We start from the raw sequence: 20,125 nt of genomic DNA on the forward strand, positions 1-20,125 counted from the left end.
GAAACCGCTGCTATGGTTTTGACATAGCAGCGGGTGAAACGGGTTAGTTAATGTTAGTAACCCATATTTTTCTTCAGTTCGATTTGTTGCTGAGCACTGTCCGGGCCAAAGGCTTTAGATTCGGTCAGGATAACTTTAGGTGGAATAGTGCCGTCTTTCTTATAGGCCTCAAGAGCATCAAAGGCTGGGCCAGCCATATTTGGCGTCAACTCAACGGTTAAGTTAGCTTCGCCGGCCTGCATGGCTTTAAAGATATCCGGTACGGCATCGATAGAGATGATCTTAATGCCGCTGCCCGGTTTTAAACCAGCTTCTTTAATAGCCTGAATGGCACCGATAGCCATATCGTCGTTATGGGCATAGACCGCACAAATGTTTTTGCCGCGATCTTCGGCTTTAATAAAGCTTTCCATGACTTCTTTACCTTTACTACGGGTAAAGTCGCCAGACTGAGTACGAACAATCTTTATTGAAGGGGTAGAGGCAATAGCATCCGCAAAACCTTTTTTGCGATCTAATGCGACGCTGGCACCAACGGTACCCTGTAATTCAACGACGTTACAGGTTTTACCTGCCATCTCTTTCACCAGCCACTCACCCGCTACTTTACCTTCGTAAACGTTATCAGCGGTAACCACTGACATATAAAGTGACTTATCTTTAGCGGTAATATTGCGATCCAGCAGGAACACAGGAATTTTGGCATCTTTAGCTTCTTCCAGTACCGGCTCCCATCCGGTTTGTACTACCGGAGCAATAAAGATGGCGTCAACGCCCTGAGCAATAAAAGAACGTACTGCTTTAATCTGGTTTTCCTGCTTTTGCTGAGCATCAGCAATTTTTAGGGTAATACCGCGTTGTTTAGCCTGTTCTTTTGCGACAGACGTTTCTGCAGCCCGCCAGCCTGATTCAGAACCAATTTGTGAAAAGCCAACGGTGAGGGATTGTGCATAAGCTGCACCGGAAAGAAGTGTTGCGATAGAACTTACGAGCAATAAGCGTTTTAGCATGTTACTTTCCTCTAATAAAGTTTAGCGGGTTGGTAAAGCAGTAAAATGATTGCTACTACAATTTGGCAAAACTAACAGAATAAAAAGAGAGCAACTTCTCATATAGTTACAAATAGCAGAATAGTGAATATAAATAACCCAATATGCATGGTCTTCTGAATTATAGTTCTTACACCATTTTTGTGATTTAAAAATTATTATCTTTTGTTTCTTATGATGTTTTTAATGAATTACCCATTAAATATGAGACTTGGGTTTTTATTTTGCTATATGTGTGAATAATTATTACCATCGATGGGAAGTAAGTATTTTAAGGAAGAAATGAAAGTGTGATTTTGTGTTATCCCATCACATTACCCAGCTGAAATATAGGGAGATAGATAGCAATAACTAATCCACCAACAATGATACCAAGTATCAACATTAATACCGGTTCCAAACGAGAGGAGAGGCTTTCTGCCTGACTTTCGGATTCTGCTTCATAGATACCAGCGAGTTTATCCAGCATTATATCTAACATTCCTGACTCTTCTCCAACGCGTATAAGCTGATAGCAAAGCGGTGGAAACAGAATCTGTTGGTGCAATGCTTTAAATAAGGGTGTTCCTTGTTCAATTAGTTTTATTGTTGTTATCAGTGCGTTCATAAAGTGAATGTTACCTGAAGCGTTGGCTGCGGATTTTATTCCTGATGTGAGCGATATGCCGGCATGTTGAGTCATTGCCAGCGTACGGAATATTTTTGCCAGCGCGCTTATTCGCAGTAGTTTTCCACATAGTGGTAATCTTAATAATACTTTCTGTTCTTTTTCTTTCCAGCCAGCCTGCATTTTTAGTTTTTTGATGTAATAGCCGTACAACAAAATGGGAAAGGCGCTGATAAAAATCCCGTAATCAATAATAACTTCTGACAACGAGAGAATAGATTGAGTAAACCAGGGTAGAGGCGCATTAAACGAACGATAAATTTCGGCAAATGAGGGTAGAACAAAGATCAACATTAAGAGTGTAACGATGCTGGCAACGGTAAGAATAAACAGTGGATAACGTAATGCTTTACGCACCTTTTTCTGCAATTTTAATAAGTTGTCCTGCTGTTCGGCGATTAAAAAGCAGCATTCATCCAGTCTGCCAGTGAGTTCACCAGTAGCAATCAACTCTCTGAATAGTGCAGGGAAAGCGTAGGCATGTTCATTTAATGCCAGCGAGAATGATTTCCCCTGAGAAATAGCCAGTTGCAACTCTTTTAACAGATAACGCCATGCCGGATGAGGATGCTCAGTGGCAATTAATAGCAGACAATTGGATAACGGTAATCCCGCCTGCAACATAGTGGCTAATTGGCGGGTAATTATTGAGAGTGTAGCCAATTGCCAGCAATGCTTTCCTAATCTTACACTGGTCTCTATTTTTATGGGGATAATGCCCTTAAGTATTAACATTTGCCGTGCATTGATGACTGATGAAGCAGGAATTTCACCGCTTAATCCATCAATACTGCGCCAGATATAGAGTCGGGAATTATTCATCATAAAATGCTCATTATGAAAGAGTGGATTCAGCAGATGAACCTAAGGTTCGGTAGAGTTCCGCTAAAGAGGTTTTGCCTTGTTTTACCAATGCAGCTCCCGCTTGCAAAAGTGAAGTCATGCCGTGGTGGCAGGCTAATCGATGCAATTGACTGGCTGGTTGGCTTGCAAGTAGCCCATGGCGAATATCTTCATTGATGACCAACATTTCATATAGCCCTGTTCGACCATAGTAGCCCCTGACACAATGTTCGCACCCAACGGCGTCAAAGGTGTGACAACTGATATTGCCTTGCTCAATATGAATATTGTCGGGTTCAGAACGCTGTTGTTTACAATAAGGGCATAAGCAGCGAATAAGGCGCTGAGCCACAATCAGTTTTAAACTGGAGGCTAACAGATAGTCAGGGATCCCCATTTGTCCCAAACGAGTTAACGTTTCTGCGGCCGAATTAGTATGCAGCGTTGCTAATACCAAATGTCCGGTTTGAGCCGCTTCTATCGCAATCTCTGCGGTTTCTTTATCGCGGATCTCGCCTACCATCAGTACATCAGGATCCTGACGCAAAAACGCTCTTAATGCCGTATTGAAAGTGACACCAATTTTATTATTCACTTGGGTTTGGTTGATACCTGAGGTGGGAATTTCTACCGGATCTTCTACGCTACAGATATTACGACTGGCGTCATTTAACAAACGTAGTCCGCTATACAACGTAATAGTTTTACCGCTACCTGTTGGCCCGGTAACCAAAATCATGCCCTGAGGTTGTTGGAGCATCTGAATATATAATTGTTGCTCAGCGTCAGACATACCGAGAGTATCAATGGATTGTTGATGTTGTTCAGATTCCATAACCCGCAGAACCACTTTTTCACCGTCAGAAACCGGTAACGTGGAGATTCGCAGTGCTCGCTCTTGTTTATCGTGCAGGAAAGTGAGCTGCCCATCTTGTGGAAGCCGCCGTTCGGCAATATTTAACCGTGCCATAATTTTTAGTCGGGCAACCAGTTGGGGAGCCAGAACCACCGGTGGTGAAGCTGCTTCTTGTAAAGCCCCATCAATACGTAAACGAATACGAAAGTGATTGGCATAGGGTTCAAAGTGAATATCAGAAGCCCGACGTTTTAGAGCCTGATGGATAACCTGATTGATAAACTGTACCACTGGTTCATCATCATGTTCTTGAGTCGTTGATATCTCTGCGGGTTGCTGATGTCCGGCGGCTTCCAGTAAAGCTCTATCTGGTCGACGATGGCTTAGTTCGCTGAGATATTGTTCAATTTTGATACGTGGCCAATATTCAATCTTTACCTGTCTCCCACAGGTAAAGGCGAGAGAGGCAGTGACTTGATGAAGAGGCTGTCCTTGTATAGCGGCGATAGTCAGATATTGTGGGGTTAACGCCACCGGAGCGACCTGATGGCGTAAACATTCAGCGATGACCTCTTCACTTATCTGCTGAGTCATTAAGCTGATCTCACTCATGGATTGCTCACATCATCAAAACGAAAGATATCATTACAGGCCTGAACCATATTGTCGTTTTGCTTATCGCTGGAACATTTGCGCTGCCATTGCAGGCCGCCAGATGCATTATCGAGAATAGGCGTCAGATCAACACTTAACCCTGACAGGGCATTTTTTCCGGCAAGTGATATCACGCCATTAGCCACAGTAATTCGGGAAACATAGCGGGTCTCCTTAGTAGTGGGGATACCAGAATTCCCGTTACTACATTGACTAAGTTCGCCGCCTTCCAGAGCACAAAGCTCAACCGCAGTTTTGTAAGGCACCATTGCCTGTAGCATGTCGGTGAGGGCCGCTTTTTGAATATATCCCTGATAGGCGGGTAACCCAATGGCGGTCAGAATGGCAATAATTGCAATAGCGATCATCAGCTCAAATAGGGTAAAGCCAGCTTGTTGATTCATTTTTCACTCCTGAATAATTGAAAGTGCTGACATCATATTCAGGCTAAACGGGAAGAAAATGACCAAACGGGTGTTCAGGGAATTGCCTCCAGATAATGTAGTGATAACGTTTTTCATTGCATCTAATGTGGAAGGCATTTCGCATATTTAGCCGGGAGAACATTGGTGAAGAGAGAAATCAGTACGCAGAAATAGCGGGTATAATTATAATCGGATGATAACAGCAGGGTAATTGAGGCATTAAATGAAGTTAGAGCAAGGATGGATAGTGGGTGTTAAACGTGTACCATCCCCCCATTTTGACGAAAGACCAGAAGGGGAGATCCCTTCACTCTTGGTGATCCACAATATTAGCCTGCCTCCCGGCGAGTTTGGCGGCCCTTATATTGACCAATTGTTCACCGGCACTTTAAATCCACAAGAACATCCTTATTTTGCCGAAATCCAACATTTGAGAGTTTCCGCCCATTGCCTTATCCGACGTGACGGTCAGATTGTTCAGTATGTACCTTTTGATAAACGCGCCTGGCATGCTGGCGTTTCTCTGTTTGAAGGGCGGGAGCGTTGTAATGATTTCTCTATTGGCATCGAACTGGAAGGAACCGACACCACGGATTTCACCCCGCCACAGTATCAAAGCCTGCAACAGTTAACCCAACAGCTGATCCAACATTACGCAATCACACCGGAAAGAATCACCGGGCACAGCGATATTGCCCCCGGTCGTAAAACTGACCCCGGCCCACACTTCGACTGGCAACGTTATAAAAAGCAGATTAAAACTAATAAATAGATTTGAACTAAAGGGTTTCAAATCTTTGATAGTTCATTTTATGGTCTTCGGGGTTAGTTATTTAACAAAGTTAATCGTCGGGAGAGCTTTCCGTTGGGGTCGTAGCAGCTTTAGCTGCAGGACAAACAGGCAAAGCCTGTTTGAACAGCGCTTGCGCGGGCCCGTCAGGGTGAAACACCGGAAGGTGTTTCATAACTGCCCCCAGGCAAGGTAGGCTCGACGCATGTCGATGCTAAGTACAAGGCCCTTCCGGCCGAGCACAAAGGTAATATAAGCAACATCGCTTTTACGGCCAGAATATTCAAAAGAGCCGAATGTCCTTCAATTTACCAAAGCCAACCATACTCCCCAAAACCCCATTTCAACACCCCAGATACAAAAATCCCCGCCAACTTCAGCAGGGATTTCTCATCAAAAAACAGCAATAGTAACGCTTATTTCACCGTCTTCCGGGTAATCAAATACCCAATTCCTAAAATAGCCAGCCAAACCGGAATCAACTGAACTGAAATGCGAATTCCTGGCGTCATATACATAATCACCAGTACACCAGCAAGGAACAGCAAACACAGATAGTTACTAAACGGGTAGAGAATGGCCTTAAATTTCGGCGTTACGCCTTCACGATTTTTAGCCGCACGGAATTTCAGATGAGACAGGCTAATCATCGCCCAGTTAATCACGATACTGGAAACCACCAGTGACATCAGGATACTGATAGCTTCTTTAGGAATTAAATAGTTAACAATGATACCGATAGCTGCCACCGTACTGGAAAATATAATGGCATTAACCGGCACGCCGCGACTGCTGGTTTTTGCCAGTGCCTGAGGTGCGTTTTTCTGCAGTGCCAGACCGTAAAGCATACGGCTATTACTGTATACACAACTGTTATATACCGATAGTGCGGCAGTCAAAACGACGATATTCAGAGCAGTAGCCACCATGCTGCTGTTTAGGTGATGGAAAATCATCACGAATGGGCTGCCGCCTTCTACCACTTTGGTCCACGGATAGAGCGAAAGCAGAACGACCAGTGAACCAATATAGAAAATCAGAATACGGTAAAGTACCTGATTGATAGCTTTTGGTATGGTTTTTTCTGGATTATCGGCTTCAGCCGCAGTAATACCAATCAACTCAAGGCCGCCAAAAGAGAACATAATAATAGCGGTAGCCATGACCAAACCTTCAAAGCCAAAAGGCATAAACCCGCCCTGTGACCAGAGATTATTGATTCCGGCTTCCGGGCCTCCTGTACCCGTTGCCAATAACCAGACACCAAATGCAATCATACCGATGATGGCGGCAACTTTGATAATGGCAAACCAGAACTCCATCTCCCCGTACACTTTAACCGTAGAGAGGTTAATCAGATTGATTAATACAAAGAAGAAAGCGGCAGATGCCCAGATAGGTATATCCGGCCACCAGTATTGAACATAAATACCCACGGCGGTTAGCTCCGCCATGCTGACCAGTACGAACAGCATCCAGTAGTTCCAGCCAGACAGGAAACCAGCAAACGGCCCCCAGTATTTATAGGAGAAATGACTGAACGTTCCGGCTACCGGTTCTTCAGTAATCATTTCACCCAACTGGCGCATAATCAGAAAAGCAATGATACCGCCGATAGCGTAACCTAATATAACCGACGGCCCCGCCATATTGATGGTCTGGGCGCTGCCTAAAAACAGGCCGGTACCGACGGCACCCCCTAAGGCAATTAACTGAATATGGCGATTTTTAAGACCGCGTTTGAGCTGATCACTCATTATTATTCTTTCCTCACAGGCTTTTTGTATTCATTTAGCGGTTGTTCTTATTGGGTTTTCAGAATGTTGCTTCGGTATCAGAGAATCGAAAACAATTATTCTGTATAAAAATATTTACAGTCGCCAATAAAAAGTTTTTAGATACCGTCTATCAGTGCGGCAAGAATAGTGGTAAACAAAAATGTTTGCATTATTTTTCTTCCTTTAGCGCTTTATTCTGTTCTTTTCTGTGTAATAAATTGAAAACAATAACTGTAAAACTATTTATTTTTCAATTAAATAGTATTTCGATTTCTGCCAGGATAGCAGGGTGATTGGTGAAGCTATAATGGTAAACAGGCCATTTCATCCTTTCCGTTAGCAACAGGTGTCATATAAAGGTGTTTTTACTGATTTTTGTCTTTTATTGCACTGGATAAAGGTAATACTCTTTTAGTGTTTACAAATGGCACTGACAAAGCTTTTCCTCCATTTATGGAGGTTATTAACCGGGCAGTTGCACAGATCTTCAGTAAATTTTTTGGAAGGTAATTGGTAACCCCCTCCATTTACATCCTTCATTCAAATTGAATTTAATTTCTCTTAATTTGGTTTTTTATTCACGGATTGGTTTGCTGATCCGCTTCAGTTTTACTTTTTATTCGTTTCAAAAACGTTAAATCTATGTGGGTATTGCTGAATCGTTAATACCTCCGTAGAGGTACGTCAGTTAACGATATCCTGTATAAATCACAGTGATAGGTGAGGTTTTATGATTTAGGTCAAAGGCCATATGGACACAAGGTGAATAATTTGTTACTTTATCGTCACACTTTTGATATTGGTATTACCAATTGACTTCGGGGCATTTTGAGAAGCATTATGGTTTATAGCAAGGTTCGTCAACCCAAGTTATCCGACGTGATTGAGCAGCAGCTCGAAGCGTTGATTCTTGAAGGAACCCTCCGTCCCGGGGAGAAACTTCTTCCTGAACGTGAGCTAGCTAAACAATTCGATGTTTCCCGCCCATCATTAAGAGAAGCCATCCAGCGTTTGGAAGCGAAAGGATTATTGTTGCGTCGCCAGGGGGGCGGTACTTTTGTACAAACCAACCTGTGGCAAAGTTTGAGAGATCCTTTAAGCGAGCTGTTGGCCGATCATCCTGAATCCCAGTTTGACCTGTTAGAAACCCGGCATGCCTTAGAAGGTATTGCGGCCTATTACGCAGCTTTACGCGGTACCGATGAAGATTTTCAACGTATTCGTGAATATCACCAGCAAATAGAGGTCGCTCAGGCTTCCGGTGATAAGCAAAACGAAGCTGAAGCCGTAATGCAGTACCAAACAGCGGTAACCGAAGCCAGCCACAATGTGGTACTGCTTCACCTGCTACGCTGCATGACGCCGTTGTTAGAACAGAATGTCCGCCAGAATTTCGATTTACTCTATTCCCGCCGTGAAATGCTGGAAAGAGTGAGTAATCACAGGGCTAGTATATTTGAAGCGATTGTTGCACGTGAACCAGAAAAAGCGCGTGAAGCATCGCATCGGCATTTAGCCTTTATTGAGGAAGTGCTGCTCGACCTCGACAGAGAACACACTCGCCGCGAGCGATCGCTGCGATTGTTACAGCAGCATAGAGATTAGAGCTTTCGGCTCACCACAACACCGAGCCTGTCTTAATAACGTCTGCGTCCGTTTGGTGTAAGACGCTATTAGGACAGGCTTTGAATAACTAACGTAAAGATAGAATAAGGAAACAACCATGTCGGAAATTGTAAATCAAGACGTGGATCCGATTGAAACCCGCGATTGGTTGCAGGCGATCGAATCGGTCATCCGTGAAGAAGGCGTTGAGCGAGCTCAATACCTGATTGATCAGGTTATGGCGTCTGCACGTAAGGCCGGCGTCAATTTACCTTCAGGTGAAGGGTTTGTCAGTGATTACATAAATACCATCCCACTGGCGGAAGAACCTACCTATCCAGGTAACCTTGATTTAGAACGTCGTATCCGTTCTATTATTCGTTGGAATGCGGTAATGACCGTGCTGCGCGCTTCCAAGAAAGATCTGGAACTGGGTGGCCATATGGCATCATTCCAGTCTTCAGCCACCATTTACGATGTGTGTTTTAACCACTTCTTCCGTGCTCGCAATGCCAAAGATGGCGGCGATCTGGTGTTCTTCCAGGGTCATATCTCTCCGGGGATCTATGCTCGTGCTTTCCTTGAAGGCCGTCTGACCGAAGAACAAATGAATAACTTCCGTCAGGAAGTTCACGGTAAAGGTCTTTCTTCTTATCCTCACCCTAAACTGATGCCAGAATTCTGGCAGTTCCCAACCGTTTCTATGGGTCTGGGGCCAATCAGCGCCATCTATCAGGCTCGTTTCCTGAAATACCTGCATAACCGTGGCCTGAAAGATACTTCGGCACAAACCGTTTATGCTTTCCTGGGCGATGGTGAAATGGATGAGCCAGAATCTAAAGGCGCTATCACCATAGCAACCCGTGATAAACTGGACAATCTGGTGTTCATCATCAACTGTAACTTACAGCGTCTTGATGGCCCGGTTACTGGTAACGGCAAAATTGTTAACGAACTGGAAGGCATCTTCAAAGGCGCCGGCTGGGACGTGATTAAAGTTATGTGGGGCAACCGTTGGGATGACCTGCTGCGCAAAGACACCACCGGTAAACTGATTCAGTTAATGAACGAAACCGTTGATGGTGATTATCAAACATTCAAGTCCAAGAACGGTGCTTACGTTCGTGAACACTTCTTCGGCAGATACCCGGAAACTGCTGCGCTGGTCAAAGATATGACCGACGACGAAATCTGGGCTCTGAACCGTGGTGGTCATGATCCGAGAAAAGTGTATGCAGCACTGAAGAAAGCGCAAGAAACTCAGGGCAAACCAACTGTGATTTTAGCTCACACCATTAAAGGTTATGGTATGGGTGAAACTGCAGAAGGTAAAAACATCGCTCACCAGGTTAAGAAAATGAACATGGAAGGCGTTCGTCAATTCCGCGATCGTTTCAATGTGCCTGTTGCTGATGCCGATATTGAAAATCTGCCGTTGCTGACGCTGGACAAAGATTCTGAAGAGTACAAATACCTGCACGAACGCCGTAATGCGTTAGAAGGCTATTTGCCAAGCCGTTTGACTGAGTTTTCTCAGCCGCTGACGATTCCTGCATTAAGCGAGTTTAGCCAACTGCTGGAAGAGCAAAATAAAGAAATCTCTACCACTATTGCCTTCGTTCGTGCCCTGAACGTAATGTTAAAAGATGCTTCAATCGGCCCACGTTTAGTGCCGATTCTGGCTGATGAAGCACGTACTTTCGGTATGGAAGGTCTGTTCCGTCAAATCGGTATTTATAGTCCTAAAGGCCAGCAATACGTTCCTCAGGATCGTGAGCAAGTGGCTTACTATAAAGAAGATGAGAAAGGTCAGATTCTACAAGAAGGCATTAACGAACTGGGTGCGGGTGCATCATGGTTGGCTGCGGCAACATCTTACAGCACCAACGATTACCCAATGATTCCATTCTACATCTACTATTCCATGTTCGGTTTCCAACGTATTGGTGACCTGTGCTGGATGGCAGGGGATCAGCAAGCTCGTGGTTTCTTAGTGGGTGGTACGTCTGGTCGTACTACGCTGAACGGCGAAGGTCTGCAACACGAAGATGGTCACAGCCACATTCAGGCGCTGACTATTCCTAACTGTATCTCTTATGACCCAACTTACGCTTATGAAGTGGCTGTTATCATGCATGACGGTTTACAGCGTATGTATGGCAATCAGGAGAACGTTTACTACTACATCACTACCCTGAACGAAAACTACCACATGCCAGCAATGCCGGCAGGTGTAGAAGAGGGTATCCGTAAAGGTATCTATAAACTGGAAACCGTAGCGGGCAATGGTAAAGGTAAAGTTCAACTGATGGGTTCAGGTTCTATCCTGCCTCACGTACGTGAAGCGGCTCAGATTCTGGCTAAAGACTACGGCATCAGCTCAGATGTTTACAGCGTAACATCATTTACTGAACTGGCTCGTGATGGTCAGGATTGTGAACGCTGGAACATGCTGCATCCATTAGAAACTCCACGTGTGCCTTATGTTGCTCAAGTGATGAATGATGCACCAGCAGTAGCTTCAACTGACTATATGAAACTGTTTGCTGAACAAATTCGTAACTTTATTCCAGCCAGCGAGTTCCGCGTACTGGGTACTGATGGCTTCGGTCGTTCAGACAGCCGCGAAAACCTGCGTCACCACTTCGAAGTTGATGCTTCCTACGTTGTGGTTGCTGCACTGGGTGAACTGGCAAAACGCGGCGAAGTGCCGGCCAGCGCTGTGGCTGAAGCGATTACCAAATTTGGTATCGATGCAGACAAAGTTAACCCACGTCTGGCATAAGAGGTAAAGATTAAATGACTATTGAAATCAAAGTGCCGGATATCGGCGCTGACGAAGTAGAAGTAACCGAACTGCTGGTGAAAGTGGGTGACACCGTTGAGGCTGAGCAATCACTGATCACCGTTGAAGGTGATAAAGCTTCAATGGAAGTTCCTTCACCACAGAGCGGCGTAGTTAAAGAAATTAAAGTACAGGTAGGCAGTAAAGTGTCTACCGGTACACTGATTATGATCTTTGATGGTGCTGATGCAGCACCAGCTCCGAAAGCAGAAGCTCCGGCCGCTGCTCCGGCAGCCAGTGCCCCTGCGGCTTCAGCCGCTAAAGATGTTCAGGTTCCTGACATCGGCGGTGATGAAGTAGAAGTAACCGAAGTATTGGTGAAAGTAGGCGATAAAGTTGAAGCTGAACAATCTCTGATTACCGTTGAAGGTGATAAAGCCTCAATGGAAGTTCCGGCTCCGTTCGCGGGTGTGGTTAAAGAGATTAAAGTACAGGTGGGCAGTAAAGTGTCTACCGGTACCTTGATTATGGTGTTTGAAGTAGCAGGCGCAGCGCCTGCTGCGGCAAGTGCACCTGCTCCAGCTGCTGCGCCTGCGGCAACTGGTGGTGTTTCAGCTAAAGACGTTCAGGTTCCGGATATCGGCGGTGACGAAGTTGAAGTGACCGAAGTGCTGGTGAAAGTAGGCGACAAAATTGAAGCTGAACAATCACTGATTACCGTTGAAGGTGATAAAGCTTCAATGGAAGTTCCGGCTCCATTTGCAGGTACTGTTAAAGAGATCAAAGTTCAGGTAGGCAGCAAAGTGTCTACGGGTTCACTGATTATGGTGTTTGAAGTGGCAGGCGCAGCGCCAGCGGCAGCAAGTGCACCAGCTCCGGCAGCTGCGGCTCCGGCACCTGCTGTTGCAGCAGCTAAACCAGCGGCACCGGCTGCTTCCGGCAGCAATGAGTTTACAGAGAATGATGCTTATATTCATGCAACTCCGGTTATCCGTCGTCTGGCTCGTGAATTTGGCGTTAACCTGGCGAAAGTGAAAGGTACAGGTCGTAAAGGCCGTATTCTGAAAGAAGACGTTCAGGCCTATGTGAAAGAAGCAGTTAAGCGCGTTGAATCTGGAGCGGTTGCTGCTACTGGTGGTTCTCTGCCAGGTCTGTTGCCTTGGCCGAAAGTTGACTTCAGCAAGTTTGGTGATATTGAAGAAGTTGAACTGGGTCGTATCCAGAAGATCTCTGGTGCTAACCTGCATCGTAACTGGGTAATGATCCCTCATGTTACACAGTTCGATGAAACCGATATTACTGATGTTGAAGCTTTCCGTAAGCAGCAAAACGTTGAAGCCGAGAAGAAAAAGCTGGATGTGAAAATCACTCCGCTGGTCTTCATCCTGAAGGCGGTAGCCAAAGCGCTGGAAGAAATGCCTCGCTTTAACAGCTCACTGTCGGAAGATGGTCAGAAGCTGACTCTGAAGAAATACATCAACATTGGTGTTGCTGTTGATACACCAAATGGCCTGGTGGTTCCGGTGTTCCGTGATGTGAATAAGAAAGGCATCGTTGAGCTGTCTCGTGAACTGGCTGAAATCTCCAAGAAAGCACGTGCCGGTAAGCTGACAGCGTCCGACATGCAGGGTGGTTGCTTCACCATTTCCAGCCTGGGTGGTATCGGTGGTACTGCGTTTACCCCAATCGTTAACGCACCAGAAGTGGCTATCTTAGGCGTATCTAAATCGTCAATGAAGCCGGTTTGGAATGGTAAAGAGTTTGCACCACGTCTGATGCTGCCACTGTCTCTCTCCTACGATCACCGCGTGATCGACGGTGCTGATGGTGCGCGTTTCATCAGTTTCATTAACGATGCGATGTCTGACATCCGCCGTTTAGTGATGTAATTTGAGGGCCGGCCGCTGGCCGGCCTTTTAATTCTTGTTTTTGTACGGAATTATTGGGAACTCTTGTTTGCAGAATTGTTATGTTTCTGTAAACTGAAGTGGTCACACAGGTTCCGGCAATGCACGCTATGATGAAACAGAACCAACGCCGGTCGGCCGGGAAAAAATTTAAGAGGTCATAGATGAGTACTGATATTAAAACTCAGGTTGTGGTACTTGGAGCAGGTCCCGCAGGTTATTCAGCAGCTTTCCGCTGCGCGGATTTAGGTCTGGACACCATTATCGTTGAACGTTATTCCACTCTGGGTGGCGTATGTTTGAACGTAGGTTGTATCCCTTCAAAAGCGCTGCTTCACGTTGCTAAAGTAATTGAAGAAGCGAAAGCACTTGCCGTACACGGTATCGTTTTTGGTGAGCCAAAAACTGATATTGATAAAGTAAGAGTCTGGAAAGAAAAAGTTATCGACCAACTGACTGGCGGTCTGGCGGGTATGGCCAAGATGCGTAAAGTTCAGGTGGTTAATGGTTATGGTAAGTTTGTTGGCCCGAATACCATTGCGGTTGAAGGTGAAAATGGCGTAACTAACATTAATTTTGATAACGCTATTATTGCTGCGGGTTCTCGTCCTATCCAGTTGCCATTTATTCCTCATGAAGATCCACGGGTTTGGGACTCCACTGACGCATTAGCACTGAAATCCGTGCCTAAGCGTCTTTTGGTTATGGGGGGTGGTATTATCGGCCTGGAAATGGGTACGGTTTACCACGCGCTGGGTTCTCAGATCGACGTAGTAGAAATGTTTGATCAAGTGATTCCTGCCGCAGATAAAGACGTGGTTAAAGTGTTTACCAAACGTATCAGTAAGCAGTTTAATCTGATGCTGGAAACCAAAGTCACTGCAGTTGAAGCGAAAGAAGATGGTATCTATGTGACGATGGAAGGCAAAAAAGCACCTGCCGAACCACAATGTTATGATGCCGTTCTGGTTGCTATTGGTCGTGTACCAAATGGAAAACTGTTGGAAGCGGGTAAAGCAGGTATTGAGGTTGACGATCGTGGCTTTATCCATGTTGATAAGCAAATGCGTACTAACGTACCTCATATCTTTGCTATCGGTGATATCGTTGGTCAGCCAATGCTGGCACACAAAGGTGTTCATGAAGGCCATGTGGCTGCAGAGGTTATCTCTGGTAAGAAACACTACTTCGATCCAAAAGTTATTCCATCCATTGCCTATACTGAGCCAGAAGTGGCATGGGTTGGTCTGACAGAGAAAGAAGCAAAAGAGAAAGGGATTAACTATGAAGTTTCTACTTTCCCTTGGGCGGCCTCCGGTCGTGCAATTGCTTCTGACTGTGCAGACGGTATGACCAAACTGATTTTCGATAAAGATTCTCACCGTATTATCGGTGGTGCCATTGTTGGTACCAACGGTGGTGAACTGTTGGGTGAAATTGGTTTAGCGATTGAAATGGGTTGTGATGCTGAAGATATCGCATTAACGATTCATGCTCATCCAACGCTGCATGAATCAGTAGGTTTGGCTGCGGAAGTTTATGAAGGTACGGTCACTGACTTACCGAATCCGAAAGCTAAGAAAAAGTAGTCGTCAGGCTATTTGATCGTATTAAAAAAAACCGCTCCGGCGGTTTTTTTATGTCGAAAATTTACTGTATTATTCATCATAGCCTTTTCCTGTTATATCCCCGTTATCATTTTGTTCTTCCCCTGATTGTCTTGATATTGCTATTTTTTTGCTAAAAATAACACGCTATCATTTTTCGATATGGAAAATATGTTAAATAATTCGCCAGTTATTTAATTTGAATAATTATCTTTGTGATAACACGCACAACCGATTTCGTATTCAATGTGTTTTAAATTGTGGTATTTACTCATAAATATCAATTAATTATTTTCATTAGTCGGTTTTTTTAACTGTTTGTGCCTTTTTTATCATTTTGTGCCACACGTCATGATTTTAACATTTACTTATAAATTGCGTTGATAATTCGTGTCGCGAAAAATATGCTTGAGCTTACTAAACATTACAAATGCTCATTCAGTGGGGATTCTGAGATGGGCAATATTAACGATGTGATATCTTGGAGACTTTGAGGATGAGCGCAAAAAATAGTTTAAAACGAAAGTATTTAGCATATGTTATCGCAGGAGCTACTTTGGCTTCAGGGCAATTCTTTATCCCTGAAGCAGCGGCTGAAGGTAAAGGTTTTATTGAAGACTCCAGCCTGACCGGTGGTATTTATTACTGGCAGCGTGAGCGTGACCGTAAAGACGTTAGCACTGGTCATTATGAAACTAACCTGTCCCACTCAACCTGGAATGCTAATCTTGACTTCTCCTCCGGCTATGCCGCCGATATGTTTGGTTTAGACATTGCCGCATTTACTGCCATTGAAATGGCTGAAGCACACGACAGCGGCCATCCAAACGAAATTGCTTTCTCATCAAAGAACCGTACTTATGAAGAAGATTACTCTGGTGATAAGAGCGGAGTCAGTCTGTATAAAGCGGCGGCCAAATTTAAATATGGTCCGGTTTGGGCGAGAGGTGGATATATTCAACCGAGTGGTCAAACACTGTTAGCGCCACACTGGAGTTTATTGCCGGGTACCTATCAGGGTGCTGAAGCCGGTGCCAACTTTGATTTTGATAAAGCAGGTGCGTTGAGCTTCTCATATATGTGGGCTAACGAGTACAAAGCACCATGGCATATTGAAACAGATAATTTCTATCAGAACGATAAAAAGACCAAAGTAGATTATCTGCACTCCATTGGTGCCAAATATGATTTCAAAAATGACTTTGTGTTAGAGGCTGCTTTTGGTCAGGCACAGGGTTATGTCGATCAATACTTCGGCAAAGGTTCTTATAAGTTTGATGTGTTGGGTAATCCATTAAGCACCAGCTATCAGTTCTACGGTACCAGAGACAAAGTGACTGGCGGCGGTATCAACGATATTTATGACGGTCTGGCCTGGACTCAGGCGCTGACCATGGGTTACAAAGCGGGTCAGTTTGATTTCCGTTTAGAGGGAACCTGGGTTAAAGCGGAAGGTAATCAGGGCTACTTCTTGCAGCGTATGACGCCAACTTACGCCTCTTCTAACGGCCGTTTGGATATCTGGTGGGATAACCGTTCAGACTTCAACGCCAACGGTGAAAAAGCGGTATTTGCCGGCGTAATGTATGACCTGAGCAAGTGGGATTTAGCCGGATGGGCAGTGGGTGGTTCTTATGCTTATGCATGGGATGCAAAACCAAGCACCAATGATGCTTATGATCAGAGCCAACGCGTTAAAGAAAGTGCATACAGTCTGGATGCGTTGTACACCGTTCAGGAAGGTCGTGCGAAAGGTACGCTGTTTAAACTGCACTTCACTCAGTATGACAACCACTCTGATAACCCAAGCTGGAGCAATGGCTACGGCAACATGTTCCAGGATGAACGCGACGTTAAGTTTATGGTTATTGCGCCATTCACTATTTTCTAATGCCTTTACCTCAGCCTGATTTTTCAGGCTGAGGTTTTTTACAGGATTATTCGTTATGAAAAAAGTACTACTTGTTATCGCGATGACCGCTGCTTTAGGTGCCTGTGCCCCACAAACCGAAACCGTACAGGAAGATGTCTCGCTGAGAGATGCCTACAGCGCTTGTATCAATACGTCTAAAAATTCGCCGGAAAAACTTCAGGCCTGCCAGTCAGTACTGGATGTTTTAAAGAAAGATAAACAGCATAAAGAATTTGCCGAGAAAGAGAGTGTTCGCGTACTGGACTATCAACGTTGCCTGCAGGCAGCTAAAACCGGTAATGGTCAGGCATATGAAAAGCAATGCGATAAGGTCTGGCAGGAAATTCGCGCAAATAATGGTTAATTAAAAAATGGAGCAAGATAAGCATGAATAAGTTCAAACTAAGTACCCTTGCAGTCTTAGCCGCCACCTGCGGTTTTGTTGGTAGCGCTAATGCGGACCAAAAAACCGTTGATCAGTTGAGCCATCTTAAAGTTAATTACAAGATTGTCGATAATCTGGCCGCTGAGCACGGTGTAGATTGTAGTGCACTGGGCGCCGACTGGGCATCTTGTACTAAGCTCACTCTTACGCTGACGAACCCTTCAGCAGAAATTAAAGGTAAAGATTGGGCAATCTATTTCCATAGCATCCGCCAGATCCTGCGGGTTGATAATGACCAGTTCAAAATTAGTCTGGTAACCGGTGACTTACATAAGTTAGAACCAACCGATAAGTTCACCTCTTTCCCTGAAAATAAAGCCGTAGAAATTCCAATTATCGCTGAATACTGGCAGATCTTTAGAACGGATGCGTTACCACGTTGGTATGCCGCATCTGAAGGCGCGAAAGCAAAAGTTATCGCCAGTACTGACACTGAAGATTTAAGTAAATTTAGTGAGCCTTTGGCCAGTGAAAACTATGGTGATGTATGGAAACGTACTAAAGACGACCATAACATCCTGATGAACACCGCTAACCGTTTTGATAAAAACGCAGACGTGAAACTACTACCAGCTGCGGATTTACGTGGGCAAATTATTCCTACGCCAATGGAAGTGAAAGTCCACGAGAAAGATGTCGATCTGAGTAAAGGCATCTCTCTGGAAGCCAAAGATCTGGATAAAACCGCCACCGACGTTGTGCTGAAGCATTTTAAAGCGCTGGGTGTTGCAACCAATGCTTCTGGTTATCCGGTAAAAGCGGCTATTTCAGCCGATGCATTTAAAGGCCCAATGGCAGTTTCTGGTGCTTATGAACTGAAAATTGGTGAGAAAGGCGCTGAAATTACCGCTTACGATCAGGCGGGTGTGTTCTACGGCCTGCAATCAATTCTTTCCCTGTTACCTGCTGATGGCAGCAAGAAAATTGCTACGTTAGATGCTAAAGATGCACCACGTTTTGAATACCGTGCGATCTTCCTTGATGTGGGACGTAACTTCCATACCAAGCCGGCAGTACTACGTCTGTTAGATCAAATGGCGACCTACAAGCTGAACAAATTCCACTTTCATTTAAGTGACGATGAAGGCTGGCGTATTGAGATCCCTGGGCTGCCAGAGTTGACGGATGTGGGCAGTAAGCGTTGTCACGATTTGGATGAGAAGAGCTGTCTGTTGCCCCAGTTAGGTTCAGGCCCGGATAGCAACAATAACGGTAGCGGTCACTTCACTCGTGCCGACTATATCGAGATTGTAAAATATGCTAATGCTCGCCAGATCGAAGTGATCCCTGAAATTGATATGCCAGCCCACGCCCGTGCCGCTATCGTATCAATGGAAGCACGTCACGATCGTCTGATGAAAGAGGGTAAAGAGAAAGAGGCGAATGAATATCGCCTGTTGGATCCGACCGATACCTCTAATACTACCTCAGTTCAGTTCTATAACCGTATGAGCTATCTGAACCCATGTCTGGATTCATCCAAGCGCTTTGTGGATAAGGTCATTGGTGAAGTTGCTGCTATGCACAAAGAAGCCGGTCAGCCAATCGGTACCTGGCATTTCGGCGGTGACGAAGCGAAAAATATTCGCTTAGGTGCAGGCTATCAGGATCTGAAAGCAGAGAAGAAAGAAGCATTTAAAGGCAGCATCGATCAGAGTAAAGAGGACAAACCTTGGGCTAAGTCTCAGGTATGTCAAACGATGATCAAAGAAGGCAAAATTGAAGATTATGAACATTTGCCAAGTCATTTCGCACAAGAAGTCAGCAAACTGGTTAATGCTCACGGCATTGAAAGAATGCAGGCATGGCAGGATGGCCTGAAAGATGCCAAAGATTCTAAAGCGTTTGCCACTAAGCGTGTAGGTGTTAACTTCTGGGATACCCTGTACTGGGGCGGTTTTGACTCAGCTAACGACTGGGCAAATAAAGGCTATGAAGTGGTTATTTCTAACCCGGATTACGTCTATTTAGACTTCCCGTATGAAGTGAATCCACAAGAGAGCGGTTACTACTGGGGTACGCGTTTTAGCGATGAGCGTAAAATCTTTAGTTTTGCGCCAAACAACTTGCCGCAAAACGCAGAAACATCCGTCGATCGCGATGGTAATGCCTTCACCGCTAAGAGCGACAAAGAGTGGCCGGGAGCTTATGGTATCTCCGGACAACTTTGGAGCGAAGTGGTACGTACTGATGACCAAATGGAGTACATGATTTATCCACGTATGATGCCGCTGGCAGAACGTGCATGGCACCGTGCTTCATGGGAGATGGATTACCAGAAGGGTAAAGAGTTCAAAGGTGGCGAAACCACATTTGTTGATAAAGCGACATTGCATAGCGACTGGATCCGTTTTGCCAACATCGTTGGTCAACGTGAACTGGCTAAACTGGATAAAGCCGGTGTTGCTTACCGCTTACCAGTACCAGGTGCAAAAGTGGTTAATGGTAAACTGGAAGCAAACGTTGCATTGCCGGGCGTTATTATCCAGTACACCACCGATAACGGTAAGAGCTGGAAACGTTATGATGATAGCGCGAAGCCAGAAGTAAAAGGTGATGTGTCTGTTCGCAGCCAGAGCCATGATGGTAAACGCTTCAGTCGTTCCGGAAAGGTTAACTAAGCCGTTTTGTAGTTAAAAACGCTCTCTGTTTTGGCCACGGCAGAGAGCGTGAACTTAGTGGCTACTTTCTCATAGGAGTGGTGAACCTCTGGCGCTATCGGTGCCAGAGGTTTTTTTATTTATAAGCAAATAGAGCAAGCAGGAAACAACAAAGGGAATGGCGAGCGGATTGTACAGGCCT

13 protein-coding genes are annotated in these 20,125 nt (G+C 45.1%); 8 read left to right on the plus strand and 5 right to left on the minus strand.

Features of this window, described 5'->3' with window-relative positions; genetic code table 11:
• Positions 1 to 53: 53 nt before the first annotated feature.
• The 4 genes from ytfQ to ppdD all read right to left on the minus strand — a co-directional run bounded on the left by ytfQ (position 54) and on the right by ppdD (position 4,473).
• Complete coding sequence (ytfQ, locus tag I2494_RS06240) at positions 54 to 1,010, minus strand: galactofuranose ABC transporter, galactofuranose-binding protein YtfQ (RefSeq protein ID WP_218466231.1); 957 nt, start codon at positions 1,008 to 1,010, stop codon at positions 54 to 56.
• Between the two features lie 340 nt (positions 1,011 to 1,350).
• Positions 1,351 to 2,541 (minus strand): protein transport protein HofC, encoded by a 1,191-nt coding sequence (gene hofC / locus I2494_RS06245; RefSeq protein WP_218466232.1) that lies wholly within the window; start codon positions 2,539 to 2,541, stop codon positions 1,351 to 1,353.
• A 10-nt stretch (positions 2,542 to 2,551) separates the two neighbouring features.
• A complete protein-coding gene (gene gspE, locus I2494_RS06250; RefSeq protein WP_218466494.1) occupies positions 2,552 to 4,009 on the minus strand; it encodes a type II secretion system protein GspE in 1,458 nt (485 codons plus the stop codon).
• Positions 4,010 to 4,023: 14 nt separating this feature from the next.
• Positions 4,024 to 4,473 (minus strand): prepilin peptidase-dependent pilin, encoded by a 450-nt coding sequence (gene ppdD, locus I2494_RS06255; protein ID WP_218466233.1) that lies wholly within the window; start codon positions 4,471 to 4,473, stop codon positions 4,024 to 4,026.
• Positions 4,474 to 4,717: 244 nt separating this feature from the next.
• Between ppdD and ampD the strand changes: the two genes are divergently transcribed.
• The gene (gene ampD / locus I2494_RS06260) at positions 4,718 to 5,266 is read left to right on the plus strand and encodes a 1,6-anhydro-N-acetylmuramyl-L-alanine amidase AmpD (RefSeq protein ID WP_218466234.1); all 549 of its coding nucleotides are present in this window, start codon (positions 4,718 to 4,720) and stop codon (positions 5,264 to 5,266) included.
• A gap of 434 nt (positions 5,267 to 5,700) precedes the next feature.
• Here the strand turns inward: ampD and I2494_RS06265 are convergent, their stop codons facing one another.
• Positions 5,701 to 7,041, minus strand: a complete 1,341-nt coding sequence (locus I2494_RS06265) for an amino acid permease (protein ID WP_218466235.1) — start codon at positions 7,039 to 7,041, stop codon at positions 5,701 to 5,703.
• Positions 7,042 to 7,902: 861 nt separating this feature from the next.
• On the opposite strand from I2494_RS06265, the gene pdhR reads away from it, so the two are divergent.
• The 7 genes from pdhR to I2494_RS06300 all read left to right on the plus strand — a co-directional run bounded on the left by pdhR (position 7,903) and on the right by I2494_RS06300 (position 19,944).
• Entirely contained in the window at positions 7,903 to 8,667 is a 765-nt protein-coding gene (pdhR, locus tag I2494_RS06270; protein WP_130592308.1) for a pyruvate dehydrogenase complex transcriptional repressor PdhR, read from the plus strand.
• 118 nt (positions 8,668 to 8,785) lie between these two features.
• Complete coding sequence (aceE, locus tag I2494_RS06275) at positions 8,786 to 11,452, plus strand: pyruvate dehydrogenase (acetyl-transferring), homodimeric type (protein WP_218466236.1); 2,667 nt, start codon at positions 8,786 to 8,788, stop codon at positions 11,450 to 11,452.
• A 14-nt stretch (positions 11,453 to 11,466) separates the two neighbouring features.
• Positions 11,467 to 13,341: a pyruvate dehydrogenase complex dihydrolipoyllysine-residue acetyltransferase gene (gene aceF, locus I2494_RS06280; protein WP_218466237.1), complete on the plus strand. Its 1,875-nt coding sequence runs from the start codon at positions 11,467 to 11,469 to the stop codon at positions 13,339 to 13,341.
• 182 nt (positions 13,342 to 13,523) lie between these two features.
• Positions 13,524 to 14,948 carry a dihydrolipoyl dehydrogenase gene (lpdA, locus tag I2494_RS06285; protein WP_108900135.1) on the plus strand — a complete coding sequence of 475 codons (1,425 nt, stop codon included), beginning with the start codon at positions 13,524 to 13,526 and terminating at the stop codon, positions 14,946 to 14,948.
• Positions 14,949 to 15,462: 514 nt separating this feature from the next.
• Positions 15,463 to 16,857 carry a chitoporin ChiP gene (chiP, locus tag I2494_RS06290; protein WP_218466238.1) on the plus strand — a complete coding sequence of 465 codons (1,395 nt, stop codon included), beginning with the start codon at positions 15,463 to 15,465 and terminating at the stop codon, positions 16,855 to 16,857.
• 55 nt (positions 16,858 to 16,912) lie between these two features.
• Complete coding sequence (chiQ, locus tag I2494_RS06295) at positions 16,913 to 17,242, plus strand: ChiQ/YbfN family lipoprotein (RefSeq protein ID WP_218466239.1); 330 nt, start codon at positions 16,913 to 16,915, stop codon at positions 17,240 to 17,242.
• A gap of 23 nt (positions 17,243 to 17,265) precedes the next feature.
• Entirely contained in the window at positions 17,266 to 19,944 is a 2,679-nt protein-coding gene (locus I2494_RS06300) for a family 20 glycosylhydrolase (protein WP_218466240.1), read from the plus strand.
• Positions 19,945 to 20,125: the final 181 nt, after the last annotated feature.

This window comes from Limnobaculum allomyrinae (assembly GCF_016649425.1).
In the GTDB taxonomy this organism is placed as follows: Bacteria; Pseudomonadota; Gammaproteobacteria; order Enterobacterales; family Enterobacteriaceae; genus Limnobaculum; species Limnobaculum allomyrinae.